Below are 16,150 nucleotides of genomic sequence, written 5' to 3' on the forward strand. Positions count from 1 at the left end.
GCAATTGTGACCGATCTCACAGATTTTCAACCTACATACGGATCTTTCATCATTTAATTAGTCTCAGATTAATGAGTCAATGAGTAGAAAGCAAGTGAATTTTCCACTTCGAAGTCATGAATAGCAGATAAAGGGTAGTTTTTCTTCGACTGAATGGTCATTCTAGCTGCGGTGCTCGGGAGTTCTTCGATTACTAGATCGCTTAAATCGGTAGTCTAGTACTACTTTTTCGCCGTAGATAGTTTCCGATCATGGGCGTCTTTCAGTGCGAGAAAGTTGCTAGCGAGTAGTGAGCTGAGAGCACTATTCTCGATGACGTGCTATAGCCAATGGGTGTCTACAATAAGGAGGGGAGGTATCGTCAATGATTCGAGCTTGGGTGGACATCGCTCAGATAGTAGAGCTCCATTGGGTGCTGATCGAATACCGAGCTTGACAGTTAATGCTGCCTAAACTCCATGCCATGCTTAACACGAGCCGATTTGTTCCGCTATCAAACGAATTTATTTCATTAAATATGAGTGACTGCTTTAGCGTCCAACATAAGAGTTTTTTCAGTACTTAAACGATGTCTCTCCCTTATATAAAGCAGCGCTTTATAGTCGTTGTTAGGGTTGTATTGCTTCAATGATTTCACTGGAAACTAGATGTCACGAGGGTTACAGCTATATTTCACGTGTCTTTTATGTAATTGGTACTATTCCGCGAATGAATTATCTTTCTTGAATTCCTCTTCATATAATGCGGATAGTGGCTAATTCGCTACGTGTGTCTACGTACAGTATTAGGCATGCCAATACTGTGTTAGAGCAGGTATAGGTTGTCTCTAGAGTAGTGGTTATAGCAATAGGGGGTGCTATGTCATCAAATGACATTCTTCAACAGGGCGCTGATTTACTCATGCTTGGCATGGGTTCGGTGTTCGTTTTTTTAAGCGTTTTGGTGGTAGCGACAACAGTAATGTCGTGGTTTATCAACCGTTGGCTGCCAGAAGCTGAGCCAGAAGTTTTGACTCGTAAACCGGTGCCATCAACCGAAATTAATTCAAAAACCTTGTCGATTATTGAGCAAGCTATTGCTCAGCATCGTGTGGCCAAAGGCCGCGCCGCAGCGGAGTAGAGAGATAACTATGACTACAGTTAAGAAAGCCGTTGGTATTACCGACGTTGTCCTAAGAGATGCCCACCAGTCACTATTCGCTACGCGTATGCGTATTGACGATATGCTGCCGATTGCAGCCGAGCTGGATAAAGTTGGCTACTGGTCACTTGAGAGTTGGGGTGGAGCGACCTTTGATTCCTGTATTCGCTTTCTCGGCGAAGATCCCTGGGATCGGATTCGTGAGCTAAAGAAGGCGATGCCGAACACGCCGCAGCAGATGTTATTCCGTGGCCAGAATATTTTAGGCTACCGCCACTATGCGGATGATGTGGTAACGAAGTTTGTTGAGCGCGCCGCGATTAATGGTATAGATGTATTCCGTGTCTTTGATGCAATGAACGATGTTCGCAACCTCGAGACGGCACTCAAAGCGGTTAACCAGATGGGCAAGCATGCTCAGGGTACCTTAAGCTACACCACAAGCCCGGTGCACAATACCAAGACCTGGGTGGACCTAGCGCGCCGTCTTGAGGATATGGGAGCAAACTCCATTGTCATTAAGGATATGGCTGGTTTACTTCGTCCGTTCGAGGGTTATGAACTAGTTAAAGCACTTAAGTCCGCCGTTGATATCCCGCTTCAGCTTCATGCTCACGCAACCACTGGTCTTTCTACGAGTACTATTTTGAAATGTATCGAAGCGGGTATTGATAATGTCGATACCTCTATTTCCTCTATGTCGATGACTTATGGGCACAGTGCAACCGAGTCAGTGGTTGCTATGCTGCAAGGCACAGAGTGGGACACGGGCTTAGATATCGAACAGTTAGATTCCATCGCAGCTTACTTCCGTGACGTACGTAAGAAGTACGCCAAGTTCGAAGGCTCGTTAAGAGGCGTCGACGCGCGAATTTTAGTAGCGCAAGTGCCAGGCGGCATGTTGACCAACATGGAAAGCCAGTTGAAAGAGCAGGGCGCGGCGGACAAATTTGATGAAGTACTTACCGAGATTCCTAAGGTTCGTGCTGATTTAGGTATGTTGCCGTTAGTGACTCCAACTAGCCAAATTGTGGGCACTCAGGCGGTATTAAACGTGATTGCCGGTGAGCGCTACAAAGTCCTCTCAAAGGAAGCGCAGGGTGTGCTTCGTGGCGAGTACGGTGCAACGCCAGCGGCTAAGGATCCAGAACTGATGGTTCGGGCACTTAATGGAGATGAAGAAGTCACCGTTCGCCCAGCTGATTTGTTAGCGCCGGAGCTGGACCAGCTAGTTAGCGATGTTGTGAAGCTAGCCTCCGATGAGGGCTTTAGTCTTCGAGATGGCGATCAGGGCGTTGATGACGCACTTATTTACGCATTATTCCCTCAGGTAGGCGCAAAGTTCCTGAAGAATCGTGGTGACGCGACTGCCTTTGAACCTGCACCAGGGAAGGAACCTGCGGTAACGAATGAGCAGGGTGATGAAGTTTATACCGTTAGCTTAAACGGCGAAAGCTACACCGTTGCCGTAAACGATGGTGGCGACATCACTGGTATTGCGGATCTAAATGTTCGCCACTCGGACGCATCCGCGGCCCCAATGGCCGCGACTTCGGGTGTGCCACTACCGGCACCACTCGCAGGTAATATTGTTAAGGTGCTGGTAAAGCCTGGTGATCAGGTAGCTGCTGGTGACTTAGTGTTAGTCCTCGAAGCGATGAAGATGGAAACCGAGGTTCGTGCTACAAGTGCCGGACAGGTCGTTTCTGTTCAGGTTAAAGAAGGCGATTCAGTAGCGGTTGGCAATAGCCTGCTCGAACTGGCTTAAGCGGGAGTTAACATGGAAAATTTATGGTTAGCCTCGGGATTAGCCCAGATTCAGATGAATCAGGCCATCATGATTCTCGTAGGCTTAGTATTACTATTTTTAGCAATTCGTAAGAAGTTCGAGCCGCTACTGTTGGTACCGATTGGCTTTGGCGGCATTATGGCCAATATCCCAGGAGCAGGACTAGCGAGCTCGGGACTAGAATTGGCTATTTATGCGCAGGATCCAATGGTGATCGCGAAGGCGAGAGAGCTATTCGAAATGCCCTTAGCGCATATCGATGCGGTACTTCACGCTATTGAGAACAGCGCTTATTCTGCTCAATCTCAGCTTGCAGCGGTTGCTAAGGACGCCGGTTATAACAATGGTGCGCTTTACAACTTCTACTCGGTGGCGATTGCGTCGGGTGTTGCACCGTTAGTGATTTTCCTAGGTGTAGGCGCGATGACAGATTTTGGCCCGCTGCTAGCAAACCCTAAGACCCTACTGTTAGGTGCAGCGGCTCAGTTCGGTATTTTCGCTACCGTGCTTGGTGCGGTGGGGATGACCTACTTCGGTATCATGGACTTCAGCATCGCTGAGGCTGCTGCCATTGGTATTATCGGCGGTGCCGATGGTCCAACGGCGATCTATGTAGCTAGCATGTTAGCACCGGATTTATTGGGCGCTATCGCGGTGGCAGCATACAGCTACATGGCGCTTGTACCATTAATTCAACCGCCTATTATGCGCGCACTGACTACCGAAGCCGAACGTCAGATTGTGATGACGCAGCTTCGCACGGTATCAAAGCGAGAAAAAATTGCCTTCCCAGTGATTGTCCTGATTCTTGTTGGTTTCTTCATTCCCGATGCAGCACCGCTGCTAGGGATGTTCTGTCTTGGTAACCTCATGAAGGAATGTGGTGTGGTAGATCGCCTGTCCGATACGGCACAGAATGCGTTGATCAACATTACTACTATCTTCCTTGGTTTGTCGGTAGGTTCAAAACTAGCCGCCGATAAGTTCCTTGACCCTAAGACGCTAGGTATCTTGGCGTTAGGTATTGTCGCTTTTGCTATTGGTACCGCTGCCGGCGTTCTAATGGCCAAACTGATGAACGTCTTCGCGAAGCAGAAAGTGAATCCACTGATTGGTGCGGCGGGGGTCTCCGCGGTACCTATGGCAGCACGTGTCGCGAATAAGGTTGGCCTAGAATCCAACCCGCACAACTTCTTGCTAATGCATGCAATGGGCCCGAATGTGGCGGGGGTGATTGGTTCCGCCGTTGCGGCCGGTGTGATGATTGCCGTGGTTAAAGCCTTCGGCCTGTAAAGAATACGCTGAAACATTTGGGCAGCATTAGCTGCCCTTTTTTTCGCCTGTACTTTTTCTGTCTTTACTAGCGCCTAGCTAGCGTATCTTAGTCACTGCCAAGTGCATCAAGATATCGTACAATAGCGAGACTAGTGAATAGGGGAGTTGCTCATGGGGCCAATGCAAAAAACGATTATCGATAAGCTTAAATCAGCGTTTAGCTATGATCATCTTGAGGTAGAAAACGAAGGTGATAAGCATAGTGCCGGAGCGGCTGCCGAGATGCACTTTAAGGTGACCTTAGTGACCGCTGAGTTTGTGGGAAAGATGAAGGTGGCCCGTCACCGAGCCATTTACGCCGTTCTTAGCGAAGAATTAGCCGGGCAAGTGCACGCGTTAGCACTCTATACCTATACCCCCGATGAATGGAAGAAACAGGGTGTAAGCCCGGAGACGCCTGACTGCGCGAATAGGCATTAATAACTTGGTGGGCTTGAAGGGCATTGAAGATCAATGAAAGGCGCGCAGGAGTTGCAGAGGTCCTGATCGATGTCGGCACTGTCATCTCTATGAGTTAGCTGCCCCTTTGAGCTGGTTCTTTTACGCTCGTTCTCGAAGCGTTGTTAACTCGTGATTTTTGTAGCGGGTGTCAGTTTTTGCGTGCTCTTACATTTAGGGTAGTTCTCACAGCCAAGAAATTCGCCGCGCTTGCTCTTTCGCAGTATCATAAAGCCGTCGCAGTCAGCGCATTTAACCTGAGTTTTCTTTGCTGTGCTCTTAGCGGCTGAACGACGCGGCCCACCGGGCATGCCGTTGCGGTCTGTTGCGGTATAATCGCAGGCTTTATTGGTACAGCTCCAAAACCAACCACGCTTGCTTTTACCTCGCCTTAACGAATTGTCGCATTTTGGGCACTTTGGCGCCTGATACTTGGCGGGTAGGTCTAGTAAATTGCGGTGATCGCTATCGATAAGTAAGTCATTAACACCGCGTAATAGGGTGTCCATAAAGGTTTGATAGCCGCCTTTCTCGTTCACAATATCGTCGAGTTGGCGTTCCCACTGCGCAGTTAAATCGGCCGCCACAGCACGTTCGGGTAAACTCTTAATTAGACAGTGTCCAAGTTCAGTGGGCAACAGCAGCCGCTGGCTGCGAATGATATACCCGCGCTTCTCCAAGGTCTCAATCATACTTGCTCGCGTTGCCTCGGTGCCAATTCCATCGGTGTCGCGGAGCACTTTAGCTAACGCTTTATCCTCAACGAAACGAGCGATGTTCGACATCGCCTGAATAAGGGTTGCATCGGTGTAGTGATTGGGCGGTCTGGTGCGCTTAGCTTCGCTCATAATCCGATTAACCCAAAGGGGAGTATCAGGCTGCCAGTTTGCGAGTGTTGTAGAGACATCATCCTTCGCGGGTAATGCTGCACGCCAGCCTATGTTATGAACAGCACGGGCTTTCGCTTGGAAGTGTTCGTCTAGGCAGTTGAATAGCTGGATGTTATCGGTGTACTCATAGGCGCCAAGGAATTGAGCGGCGTAGTGCTCAGCCACCACGGTATAGATACTTCGCTCTGTGGAGGTTAGTAGGTCAAAGTTAGCTGGCTTCTCAGTGGGTATGATGGCGTGGTGAGCACTAATCTTTTTGTCATTAAAGGCCTTGCTCTTTATTGATGTATCCAACTGAGCGAACCATTCTCTTGCGCCTAAGGACCGTTGAATTGCGACCAAAGTGTCGGGTGCCTGCTGATGCTGATCAACGGGCAGATATTGGCAGTCCGAGCGCGGGTAGGTGAGCAAACGATGCTTTTCATACAAGGACTGACAAGTATCTAGTACGGCTTTGGCGCTGAGTTTAAAGCGGGATCCGGCGTAAACCTGGAGCCGAGATAAATTAAAGGGTAATGGGGCGCTCTTTGCCTGTTTCTGCGAATCGTTTTTAAGCAGCTGTACCGCTTGAGCGGCCGCCTCGTTAACGAACTTATCAACCTGAAGCTTATCAATAGCATGACCATGATTATCCACACTAAGTTTGCTGTGTTGGTGATGGATCCATTGCGCCTCAACCTGATCATTGAGCCGATCCGTAATGCGTGCCGTCAAATCGAAGTATTCGTGTGATTCAAACTCCTTGATCTCGTTATCACGCTTCACAATCAAACCCAGAATCGGTGTCTGAACCCGTCCTATCGACAGCACTGACTGCAAGCCCTGCTTACGACCAATTAGTGTCCAAGCTCGTGTTAGATTCATTCCATAAAGCCAGTCAGCTCTGGCACGAGCTAGCGCGGAGGTACTAAGTGGAGCATAGTCCCTATTATCTTCCAATTTATCTAGTGATCTGCGTACGGCTTTAAGGTTCATATCGGCGATCAAAAGCCGTTGTGTAGGACCCTTCCATTTAAGATGGTGGAGGACTTCGTCGACCAACAACTGTCCTTCACGATCTGGGTCTCCAGCGTGAATAACAAGCGAGGCTTTCTTGAGTAGACTTCGAAGGATGCTGAGCTGGCCTCGAGCGCTTGCCTTTGGTACATAGGCCCACGGATTGGGGACAATTGGAAGTGTGTCTCGGCTCCAGCGTTTAAAGCTATCGTCGTAGTGATCAGGTGGCGCCTGTTCCAGCAGATGACCAATACACCAGCTAACAGTGGTGTCGCCGACTTCAATATAGCCCTTTTGCTTGCTGCTCTTGCCGGGAAGTGCATCGGCAATAGCGCGGGCTAGGCTGGGCTTTTCGGCGATGATTAGCTTCATAGTTATTAGGCAGCTTGGTTCGGGATTGATAGGGGAATATAGCCATTTCGTGGTTGGCGGGTCAAGCGCGCAGATCAAAAGCTGACGATTAAGCGGGGAAATAAAAAGGGCCGCGAATCAGACGATTGCGGCCCTCTATTAAACGCTTTGAATTACTTCAATGTAGGCATTGAGAATTCAGCAACGCTTGGCATGTCTGAAGGCCAGCGCTGAGTGATGGTCTTCATCTTAGTGTAGAAACGAACGCCGTCCTTGCCATGCATGTGCAATGGGCCGAACAATGAACGCTTCCAGCCACCGAAGCTGTGGAAAGCCATAGGCACTGGGATGGGGACGTTAACACCAACCATACCAACTTGGATGTAGTGAGTGAACTTACGTGCAGCGTCACCGTTACGGGTAAAGATAGTCGTTCCGTTACCGTACTCGTGATCGTTGATTAGACGACACGCCGTCTCGAAGTCAGGAACACGAACAATACAAAGAACTGGACCAAAGATCTCTTCTTTGTAGATACGCATTTCGTCAGTAACGTTATCGAACAAGCAAGCGCCCAAGAAGAAACCCTCTTCGTAGCCTTCGATGCTTAGATCGCGACCATCAACAACTAGATCAGCACCTTCCTCAACACCTAGATCAACGTATGAGCGAACCTTCGCGTAGTGATCTGCTGAGACAAGTGGACCCATGTCAGGATCGTTAACACCATTACCAACGGTCATGGCTTCAATCTTAGGAAGCAATTTAGCTTTTAATTCTTCAGCAGCCTCATCACCGACACATACCGCAACCGAAATTGCCATGCAGCGCTCTCCCGCTGAACCGTAGGCTGCACCCATTAGCGCGTTAGCGGCTGAGTCAACGTCTGCGTCTGGCATGATAACCATGTGGTTCTTCGCGCCGCCGAGAGCCTGAACACGCTTACCGTGTGCGCTCGCTGTTGCGTAGATGTATTCTGCAATAGGGGTTGAGCCCACGAAGCTCACTGCTTCGATTTTCTGGTGCGTGAGGAGTGTATCAACTGCAACCTTGTCGCCATTGACTACGTTGAATACGCCATCAGGAAGACCAGCTTCTTTCAATAGTTCAGCAAGCTTAAGCGCAACGGAAGGGTTCTTCTCAGATGGCTTAAGGACGAAGGTGTTGCCCGACGCAATCGCGATAGGGAACATCCACATTGGAACCATTGCAGGGAAGTTGAATGGAGTGATGCCCGCCACCACACCAAGTGGCTGCATTTCGCTCCAGCTGTCGATACCACGACCAACTTGGCTAGAATGCTCACCTTTTTGCAGGTGTGGGATACCGGTTGCGAACTCAACAATCTCAAGACCACGCGTCAATTCACCAGCCGCATCCGACTTAACCTTACCGTGTTCTTCTGTGATGAGGGCGACAATCTTGTCAGCATCACGCTCAATAAGCGTCTTGAAGTTGAACATAATGCGTGCGCGATTAAGTGGCGTTGTGTCGCGCCACGCTGGGAAGGCGTCGTAGGCGACGTTGATTGCAGTTTCAACTGTTTCCACCGTTGCCATGGCAACCTCGTGAATAAGCTGTCCAGTTGCTGGGTTGGTTACCGGCTTAGGCTGGTTGTTGTCGGCGACGTGTTCGCCGTTAATAAAGTGACCAATAGTAGACATAATTACCTCAAGTCTAGCGGCCGAAGCCGCTACTGTTTGTGTTAGTCAACGGCGTTAATCGCGTCGCCAAGTAAGTTGATAATTCGGTCAATCTGCTCTTTCTCAATGATAAGCGGAGGAGAGATTGCAATGATGTCACCGGTTTGACGAACTAGGGCACCGGTTTCATAGACTTTCTTAAATACCTCGTAAGCACGAGCGCCAGGCTTGCCTTCGCGCGGCTGAAGTTCAACAGCACCAACCAGACCGTAGTTACGGATATCGATCACATTGTTGTGGCCTTTAAGGCTGTGTACCGCGTCTTCGAAATAGTGATGCAGTGACTTAGCGCGAGCGAATAGATCGTCTTCTTTGTAGACATCTAAGGTCGCGATTGCGGCAGCACAGGCTACTGGGTGCGCAGAGTAAGTGTAACCGTGGAATAACTCAATAGCGCCGTTACCTGCTGCGAGGAAGGTTTCGTTGATATCCTTGCGAACAAATACTGCTCCCATCGGGATTACACCGTTGGTTAGGCCTTTAGCGGTAGTAATTAGATCGGGCGTTACTTCAAACTCGTCGGCCGCAAATGCTGCACCAACACGCCCGTAACCGGTAATTACTTCGTCAAAGATCAATAGGATATCGTGCTTGTCACACAACTCACGTAAACGCTTTAAGTAGCCCTTTGGTGGCAGGATTACACCCGCAGAGCCTGAAATTGGCTCAACAATTACCGCGGCAATGTTTTCAGCGTCGTGAAGGCCAACAAGGTCTTCAAGGTTGTTAGCAAGCTCAGTACCGTGGTCTGGAAGACCTTTACTAAAACGGTTCTTCTCAAGCAACGTATGCGGAAGATGGTCAACATCAAGCGTTTGGCCGAAGTGCTTGCGGTTCATTACGAGGCCGCCAACTGAAATGCCACCGAAGTTTACGCCGTGGTAGCCTTTAATACGGCCAACGAGTTTCGCTTTACCTGGCTTACCCTTGAGGCGCCAGTATGCACGAGCGATCTTCAAGGCTGTTTCGACTGATTCAGAACCGGAATTGGTGAAGAAAACGCTATCGAGACCTTTTGGACTAATCTCAGTAAGGCGGTTAGCAAGTTCGAAGCCAATAGGATGGCCCATTTGGAAAGTCGGTGCGAAGTCCAGTGTGCTTAGCTGCTTAGTGACCGCTTCAGTGATCTTGCTGCGGTTGTGACCCGCGTTACAGCACCATAAGCCAGCAGTGCCATCAATAATTTGACGGTCATCATGAGTCGTATAGTGCATCCCATCAGCATGGGTAAGTAAGCGAGGGTCCGCTTTAAATGTAGTGTTAGCTGTGAACGGCATCCAGAAGGATTCCATTTCCTCGCGGCTTAGGTTAATCGCCATAGGTCTCTCCACGGTACACATAAACACGGTCACAAATCGCTACGGTGTTCATAATGTTGATTCAAGTGTTTGATTTATTTGACAGATACCATAATCATTTTTCTATTGGTGTTCAATATCTTTTACACTTGATTTTGAATTTTTTACCGGTCAACGATGATCTCAAAGTTGCCGCGGTATAGCGCCTCGTTAATGTACATATTTACCGATGACCGTCATGTTTTGTTCATCTCTAGCGGGTATGATAGAGATCAGAAATTTAAGGTTCTGTTTTCTGGAGGCTCCCATGAGTGCAACCGTATTAGATATTACTTCTGCAGTCTTCGTACTGATGTTATGGATTGGTTATGCCCGCTTTGCGAGGCTTCGGGCTCGGACAAGCTTTAGCGTATCACGCGCGCTTCATACCCAACGACTATACTGGATTAAGCGCCTCTTAAAACGGGACAATCGTGTTGCAGATGTAGGGGTGCTCAGAGGGATAGAGCATAGTGTGATATTCTTCGCTTCCTCTACGGTGTTAGTTATTGGTGCTATGCTGACCATGCTATTTGGCAAAGGAATCGTAGACGTCGAAGTCATGAATATTCATGCCATTGCTGGGTGGGTCGGAGTCCCACGAGAGCTCAAAATGATCGGTGTGTTACTCATCTTTATTCACGCATTTTTCCAGTTCACTTGGGCGGTTAGGCAATATAGTTTTTTCTCTGTGATGTTAGGTAGTGCGCCAATGCCTGAAGAGCTTCCAGATTATACTGCGGAGGAAATAGAAGACGTCGCGGACGACCTTGCACGACTTGCTGATCGAGCAGGCCATGCTTTCAATTTCGGACTCCGAGCATGGTACTTTGCGCTAGCATTTTGTGGTTGGTTTATTTCACCCTACGCCATGTTGGTGGGGGCGATCATTGTCGTCTTGGTACTCTATAGACGTGAGTTTAGATCGAAATCATTGCACTCCATGGTGCAGTCGCTGAAGAGAGACAAGCTATACTGTGAGGGTTTGAGTGACAAACTTGACTAGTCTCGTACTTGTTAAGTTAAAAATCGCTAAATATTCAACGGAAAGTGTTGAAAAAAATTTACGGCAGTAGTAACTTCGAAAACGCAGTAATAATAATTAGCCATTATCAGTTGGCCTTCAATGAATGTTGGACCAGCGTAAGGATTTTATGCGTGATGCTTTACCATTAATTGGTGTAACCTCAGATCGAAGTATTGAGGCTCCTCACCACCTTCACCAAGTTGGTGAAAAATATGTCAAATCTATAGTCGATGGCGCTAATGGTTTACCGGTGATTATTCCGGCTCTACCAAACGAAATCGATGTCGAAAAACTCCTCGATCGTCTCGACGGAGTAATGATTACCGGCTCTTATTCAATGCTAGAGCCACATCACTATGACGGCCCAGCACTTCCGGCTGGTACCCTTATCGATCCCGCACGTGACGCTATGAGTATGGCGCTTATTAAGGGAGCGATAGCGAGAAAGATGCCAATTCTTTGTATCTGTCGAGGTTTTCAAGAATTAAATGTTGTGTATGGCGGCACGCTTTATCAAGCTGTCCACAATGAAGCGGGTATGCTCGATCACCGTGACGATAAGTCGCTGACGTTCGCAGAGCAATACGCTCCCGTTCATGATCTAGAGTTAACCCAAGGTGGTTTATTGGCAAGCTTTGAGCTTGGCAATACGGTCCAAGTTAATTCGATTCACGAACAGGGAATCAAAGACTTAGGGCAGGGTCTACTCATCGAGGGACGAGCGCCTGACGGACTTATTGAAGCTATTCGTTTAGATAGCGATGATCAGTTCTGTTTGGCGCTGCAATTTCACCCAGAATACCGAGTTAAAGAGAACGAATTCTATACGGCAATATTTAGTGCGTTTAGCGAAGCCGTTCGTTCATACCAGACAAGCAATAAGTGAGAAGTTCCCATGACATCAATTACTAAGTGGATTGAAGAATACCGTATTACCGAAGTTGAGTGTTTAATGCCTGACATTACGGGTAACGCTCGCGGTAAGGTAATGCCCGCGTCGAAGTTTGAACGCGAAGAAATGAAACTACCCGAAGGCATCCTTATTCAAGCGGTGCATGGTGAGTGGAGTGATGACTACTGGGAGCTCGTTGATCCAACGGATCGCGATATGATCATGCGCCCGGATCCAGATACTCTCTGTCTTGTTCCTTGGTGGGATCAGGAACCTACGGCTCAGGTTATCCATGACGCTTACACTCCAGAAGGCGAGTTACATCCGTTGGCCGTTCGCTCAGTGCTTCGTCGCGTACTAAAGCGTTATGAAGAGCTTGGACTTCGTCCGGTTGTTGCACCAGAGGTTGAGTTCTATCTGGTGGCGAAAGAAAGTAATCCTGACTTCGAACTTAAGGCACCCATTGGTCGCTCAGGTCGCCCAGAAACAGCTCGTCAGAGCTACAGTATTGATGCGGTTAACGAGTTTGATCCAGTATTTGAACTAATGTACGACTACTGTGAGGCTCAGGGTATTGATGTTGACGCGCTTATTCACGAAAGCGGTGCAGCGCAAATGGAGATTAACTTCCTCCACGGGGATGCGCTACGTGCGGCGGATCAGGTATTCATGTTCAAGCGTATTATGCGCGAAGCGGCAATGCGTCATGACATCTATGCCACTTTCATGGCTAAACCGATGAAAAACGAGCCAGGTTCAGCATTACACTTCCACCAGAGTCTTTTGAGCGTTGAAACCGGAGAGAATGTTTTCTCTGATGAGAACGGTGAAGAAACAGAGCTCTTCCACCACTACATTGCGGGGCTGCAGAAGTACAGCCCAGCGTTGATGCCTTTCTTTGCGCCAAACGTGAACAGCTATCGTCGTATCGCGCCAGAAATCGCTGCGCCTACGAGCCTTCACTGGGGTTACGATAATCGTACCGTAGGACTTCGTGTGCCACTTTCGGGTCCCGAAGCGCGTCGTATCGAGAACCGCTTCCCAGGGGCTGATGCCAACCCTTACCTAGCCATTGCCGCGACCTTAACCGCTGGCTTATTAGGTATGGAAGAGAAGCTTAAACCTACTGACGCATACGTGGGCAATGCCTATGACGAGCCAATTGGTTTGCCGCGCAGCTTGGAAGCAGCGCTTCGTTTACTCGACGAATGTGACGAAGTTAAAGGTGTATTCGGTGAGTCATTCTGTAAAGCCTATCATTCCGTTAAGATGACTGAGTTTGAGGCATTCCAGCAAGTAATTAGTTCATGGGAGCGTGAATACCTTCTATTGAGCGTTTAATGCTAAAGCCCGGGCCAAGTTACAGCTCGGGCTTTATTTTTAAATAATAAAGTAACAACTGTTTGAGAGGCGCAATATAATTGCGAAATACTATGAGTGAGCAAATGATGTCAACGAAGTCCACAATGAGTACTGGAAGATTACTCTACCAGTGTTTCAAATATCTTATTTATGCAGCATTAACCTATAACGTTTACGCATTCTTCGTGGAAGAGTGGGCCGCGTTCCACCATACATTCGGCGGTGAGCTAACAAGCGCTTCTCAATTAATTGAAGCGTTTACTGCTACCATTGACACGGCGGCTTGGGTGCTATTGCTATATTTATTCGAAGCCGAAACTTTCTTGATGAGTGATGCGCGCGTTAAGCGATATAAGGTTATTCTCATCGCAGTTAAAGCAGTATGTTACGCCTTTATCGTCTATTCATGTTGGGGTTACATTTCAAAGGCGCTTTATCTATTAAACACTTCGCCGTTCGAAATCGCGAATACTTGTTCATTGATTGGTCAAAATTTCTCAATCATGACGGACTTGGATGAATACACGACTCTGACCGCGGAAAGCTGTGGAGCTATTGCGAATAGTAACCTTCTGCAAATTAACGGTACCTCCATCATTGCTCCCGAGCTAACGTTCGCGGACGCAATCAAGTTAGCGGCGATTGATGTTATCAATGCTGCGACGTGGGTAGTGATCGTTATCGCACTGGAAGTGGATGTTCGTCTTCAGTTGGCTAACAAACTTACCGACCATGGCATGCGCGTTGGTTATGTAATCAAAGGCGTACTTTATGCAACTCTGTTTGCGTGCGCAGCGTACTGGGGCTTCTACGGTGATTTCTTAGATTTCTGGGATTCATTCCTATGGCTGCTTGGTTTCTTCATGATTGAGTTGAATATCTTTAAGTGGCACGAAGAAGTTAAGGAAGAAAAGGAAGCGTTAGCCGCTAGCTAACTCCTCTTTTTTTAAAGCTAATCGAAAATGCCTCGCTGTTTAGCGGGGTATTTTTTTGTCTCGAACTCACGCTTTACGATCAACGATTTTTTTACGTGCTCTCACTTAAAATTAGTGTTGACCAAGTCTTAGATGGAGCCTTGATACCGGTTTCATTAACGCGTGAGTGCAGTTGAAAACTGCTGGGCTAGCTCAAGAAGGAAGATAGTGTCGTTTTGTAATCGAATTGGGATGATGCGGACATCTCGATTCCTTGGCCTGGGTGGGAATTCAGATGACTTTCAATCCTCTAGGAAGCAGACTGTCGTCAAATTACGGACAATCGATATATTGAAAGAATTTTTTTGCTCTGCAAGGTTGGAGCAAACTTTGGTTTTTAGATTGATTTAGGGACAAAAAAAAGGCGACCCGAGAGCCGCCTTCTAGTGTTAACTATGTGCTAAATTAGAAGCTATAGTTGTAGGATACTGAAGCGATGTTAGCGTCACCTTTCGCAATTTCGCCGTTATATACGGTTGCTGTAGAGCTTGTGTAATCGATGGTTGCGTCCGCACCGGTAACGCGAGCGAAACCAAAATCCATCGATGAATTATTTGAAAGGTTCCAAGTCATACCCGCAGTAATCCAGGTTCGTTCAGAGTCAGGAATTGCAAGATTCCGGTAGGTATCGCCGACTGGACTTTCATCAAGCGCGTAGCCGACACGGAAGGTGAGTGCACTATTCATGTCGTAACCGAAGCCAACTGCGTAACGGTTGGTATCATCCCAGTAGTTTTTGGCAAGTACTAGGTTTGGGTCACCGTTGTCGAGTTCAACTTCTAGCGTCTCAAAACTACTCCAGCCAATTTGCTGCCAGCTTGCCTGCATGCTAATCGAATCGGTTAGATAAGTGTGTAAAGACAACTCTATCATGCTGGGAAGATCAATCTGAGCTGTGCCTGAGGAGGTGTATGAGCCATCATAGCTAGTCGGCGGGTTGAGCTTGTCAGGAGACCAGCCGTCGAGATCGCCTTCAAATTCCATATCGATCTCGGAGCGGTATGTTAAGCCGAGGCGAGTGTTCTCAGTAAGCTCGAGCATTACCCCTAGGTTATACCCCCAAGTCCAACCATCACCTTCAACATGCGCAAGCTCGGTACCCACTTCTGGAGTGGCCGCACCGGTTACTGCTGCTGCCTGTGCAGCTGCCTGAATCGGGTTTAGTCCCTGTGCGATACCGGCAGCGTAGGTGCTCTGGTAGATACTGGCGCTAATGTTAGCTTGAGACGCCTGAGAGTTAGTTACGCCGAACTCAGCGTGTCCGTAGATAACGCTAACGCCGGCGCCTAACGTGATCATGTCGTTGATACGGTAAGACACTTGAGGATTAATGTTATACGTTGCGATATCTGCAACACCGGCTGATTCCGATGCTTCGAAATCAGTAGGGTAATCAGTCTTAAGACCAAAATGCGAGTTTAGGGCTAGACCGAACGCCCATTTGTCATTGAGGGGAACAATGATATAAGCATTAGGGATAATTGCTGCAGGCGCTACATCATCAGCGTTTGCCTCAATGGATTGCAGGCCTGATGTGGTGATGAAAGTATTTGTGCCTTCAATGTTAACGTTTGGATCAACATAGGAAATACCGCCGCTTAACGAAACTGTTTTGAACAAAGACATAGCTGCCGGGTTACGAGCAATTACTGCCGCGCTATCTGCAACTGCGCCTTCACCAGCGAAGGCGCGACCTAGGCCTGCGGCGGAGTGTTCGGCTAGTTGGAAGCCTGCAGCTAAGGAACCTGAGCTTAAGGTAGTAAGTGCTATAGCAGTTGAAATTTTCTTCATGTTCATATTTGTGATTCTCCCTTTGTACCACTAGGGTGGTGCTGTAAATTGCTTGCGCAGTCTAAGGTTTTGTCGTCAACGGTCAACTTTATTTGTGACCTCACGTCCATAATTGGTCATTCATC

General features: G+C 48.2%; 12 protein-coding genes. 8 read left to right on the plus strand and 4 right to left on the minus strand.

The features are described from left to right. Nucleotides 1-858: 858 nt before the first annotated feature. The 4 genes from Q0698_RS09470 to Q0698_RS09485 all read left to right on the plus strand — a co-directional run bounded on the left by Q0698_RS09470 (nucleotide 859) and on the right by Q0698_RS09485 (nucleotide 4,684). Nucleotides 859-1,119: an OadG family transporter subunit gene (locus Q0698_RS09470; RefSeq protein WP_298636136.1), complete on the plus strand. Its 261-nt coding sequence runs from the start codon at nucleotides 859-861 to the stop codon at nucleotides 1,117-1,119. A gap of 10 nt (nucleotides 1,120-1,129) precedes the next feature. Then, nucleotides 1,130-2,908 carry a sodium-extruding oxaloacetate decarboxylase subunit alpha gene (oadA, locus tag Q0698_RS09475; protein WP_298636139.1) on the plus strand — a complete coding sequence of 593 codons (1,779 nt, stop codon included), beginning with the start codon at nucleotides 1,130-1,132 and terminating at the stop codon, nucleotides 2,906-2,908. A gap of 12 nt (nucleotides 2,909-2,920) precedes the next feature. Beyond that, entirely contained in the window at nucleotides 2,921-4,222 is a 1,302-nt protein-coding gene (locus Q0698_RS09480; protein WP_298636141.1) for a sodium ion-translocating decarboxylase subunit beta, read from the plus strand. Between the two features lie 153 nt (nucleotides 4,223-4,375). Beyond that, complete coding sequence (locus Q0698_RS09485; protein ID WP_298636143.1) at nucleotides 4,376-4,684, plus strand: BolA/IbaG family iron-sulfur metabolism protein; 309 nt, start codon at nucleotides 4,376-4,378, stop codon at nucleotides 4,682-4,684. A 143-nt stretch (nucleotides 4,685-4,827) separates the two neighbouring features. On the opposite strand, the gene Q0698_RS09490 is transcribed toward Q0698_RS09485, so the two are convergent. The 3 genes from Q0698_RS09490 to Q0698_RS09500 form a co-directional block, all read right to left on the minus strand. After that, entirely contained in the window at nucleotides 4,828-6,960 is a 2,133-nt protein-coding gene (locus Q0698_RS09490) for a DNA topoisomerase 3 (RefSeq protein WP_298636146.1), read from the minus strand. Between the two features lie 152 nt (nucleotides 6,961-7,112). Next, a complete protein-coding gene (locus tag Q0698_RS09495) occupies nucleotides 7,113-8,603 on the minus strand; it encodes a CoA-acylating methylmalonate-semialdehyde dehydrogenase (RefSeq protein WP_298636148.1) in 1,491 nt (496 codons plus the stop codon). A gap of 41 nt (nucleotides 8,604-8,644) precedes the next feature. Next, nucleotides 8,645-9,961 carry an aspartate aminotransferase family protein gene (locus Q0698_RS09500; protein ID WP_298636151.1) on the minus strand — a complete coding sequence of 439 codons (1,317 nt, stop codon included), beginning with the start codon at nucleotides 9,959-9,961 and terminating at the stop codon, nucleotides 8,645-8,647. A 286-nt stretch (nucleotides 9,962-10,247) separates the two neighbouring features. Between Q0698_RS09500 and Q0698_RS09505 the strand changes: the two genes are divergently transcribed. From Q0698_RS09505 to Q0698_RS09520, 4 genes are all read left to right on the plus strand, one after another. Beyond that, entirely contained in the window at nucleotides 10,248-10,985 is a 738-nt protein-coding gene (locus tag Q0698_RS09505) for a DUF599 domain-containing protein (protein ID WP_298636152.1), read from the plus strand. A gap of 148 nt (nucleotides 10,986-11,133) precedes the next feature. Further along, complete coding sequence (locus tag Q0698_RS09510; protein WP_298636153.1) at nucleotides 11,134-11,892, plus strand: gamma-glutamyl-gamma-aminobutyrate hydrolase family protein; 759 nt, start codon at nucleotides 11,134-11,136, stop codon at nucleotides 11,890-11,892. Nucleotides 11,893-11,901: 9 nt separating this feature from the next. Beyond that, the gene (locus Q0698_RS09515) at nucleotides 11,902-13,239 is read left to right on the plus strand and encodes a glutamine synthetase family protein (protein WP_298636156.1); all 1,338 of its coding nucleotides are present in this window, start codon (nucleotides 11,902-11,904) and stop codon (nucleotides 13,237-13,239) included. Nucleotides 13,240-13,331: 92 nt separating this feature from the next. Further along, nucleotides 13,332-14,195, plus strand: coding sequence for a hypothetical protein (locus tag Q0698_RS09520; RefSeq protein ID WP_298636158.1), 864 nt, complete (start codon nucleotides 13,332-13,334; stop codon nucleotides 14,193-14,195). Between the two features lie 444 nt (nucleotides 14,196-14,639). On the opposite strand, the gene Q0698_RS09525 is transcribed toward Q0698_RS09520, so the two are convergent. Beyond that, complete coding sequence (locus tag Q0698_RS09525) at nucleotides 14,640-16,031, minus strand: outer membrane protein transport protein (protein ID WP_298636160.1); 1,392 nt, start codon at nucleotides 16,029-16,031, stop codon at nucleotides 14,640-14,642. Nucleotides 16,032-16,150: the final 119 nt, after the last annotated feature.

It is taken from the genome of uncultured Umboniibacter sp. (assembly GCF_947497555.1).
Classification (GTDB): Bacteria; Pseudomonadota; Gammaproteobacteria; order Pseudomonadales; family DSM-25080; genus Umboniibacter.

Excerpts from the sequence above, each read along its gene's own strand:
- Q0698_RS09470 (WP_298636136.1), top strand. The coding sequence starts at position 859 with ATGTCATCAAATGACATTCTTCAACAGGGCGCTGATTTACTCATGCTT.
- oadA (WP_298636139.1), top strand. The coding sequence starts at position 1,130 with ATGACTACAGTTAAGAAAGCCGTTGGTATTACCGACGTTGTCCTAAGA.
- Q0698_RS09480 (WP_298636141.1), top strand. The coding sequence starts at position 2,921 with ATGGAAAATTTATGGTTAGCCTCGGGATTAGCCCAGATTCAGATGAAT.
- Q0698_RS09485 (WP_298636143.1), top strand. The coding sequence starts at position 4,376 with ATGGGGCCAATGCAAAAAACGATTATCGATAAGCTTAAATCAGCGTTT.
- Q0698_RS09490 (WP_298636146.1), bottom strand. The coding sequence starts at position 6,960 with ATGAAGCTAATCATCGCCGAAAAGCCCAGCCTAGCCCGCGCTATTGCC.
- Q0698_RS09495 (WP_298636148.1), bottom strand. The coding sequence starts at position 8,603 with ATGTCTACTATTGGTCACTTTATTAACGGCGAACACGTCGCCGACAAC.
- Q0698_RS09500 (WP_298636151.1), bottom strand. The coding sequence starts at position 9,961 with ATGGCGATTAACCTAAGCCGCGAGGAAATGGAATCCTTCTGGATGCCG.
- Q0698_RS09505 (WP_298636152.1), top strand. The coding sequence starts at position 10,248 with ATGAGTGCAACCGTATTAGATATTACTTCTGCAGTCTTCGTACTGATG.
- Q0698_RS09510 (WP_298636153.1), top strand. The coding sequence starts at position 11,134 with ATGCGTGATGCTTTACCATTAATTGGTGTAACCTCAGATCGAAGTATT.
- Q0698_RS09515 (WP_298636156.1), top strand. The coding sequence starts at position 11,902 with ATGACATCAATTACTAAGTGGATTGAAGAATACCGTATTACCGAAGTT.
- Q0698_RS09520 (WP_298636158.1), top strand. The coding sequence starts at position 13,332 with ATGAGTGAGCAAATGATGTCAACGAAGTCCACAATGAGTACTGGAAGA.
- Q0698_RS09525 (WP_298636160.1), bottom strand. The coding sequence starts at position 16,031 with ATGAACATGAAGAAAATTTCAACTGCTATAGCACTTACTACCTTAAGC.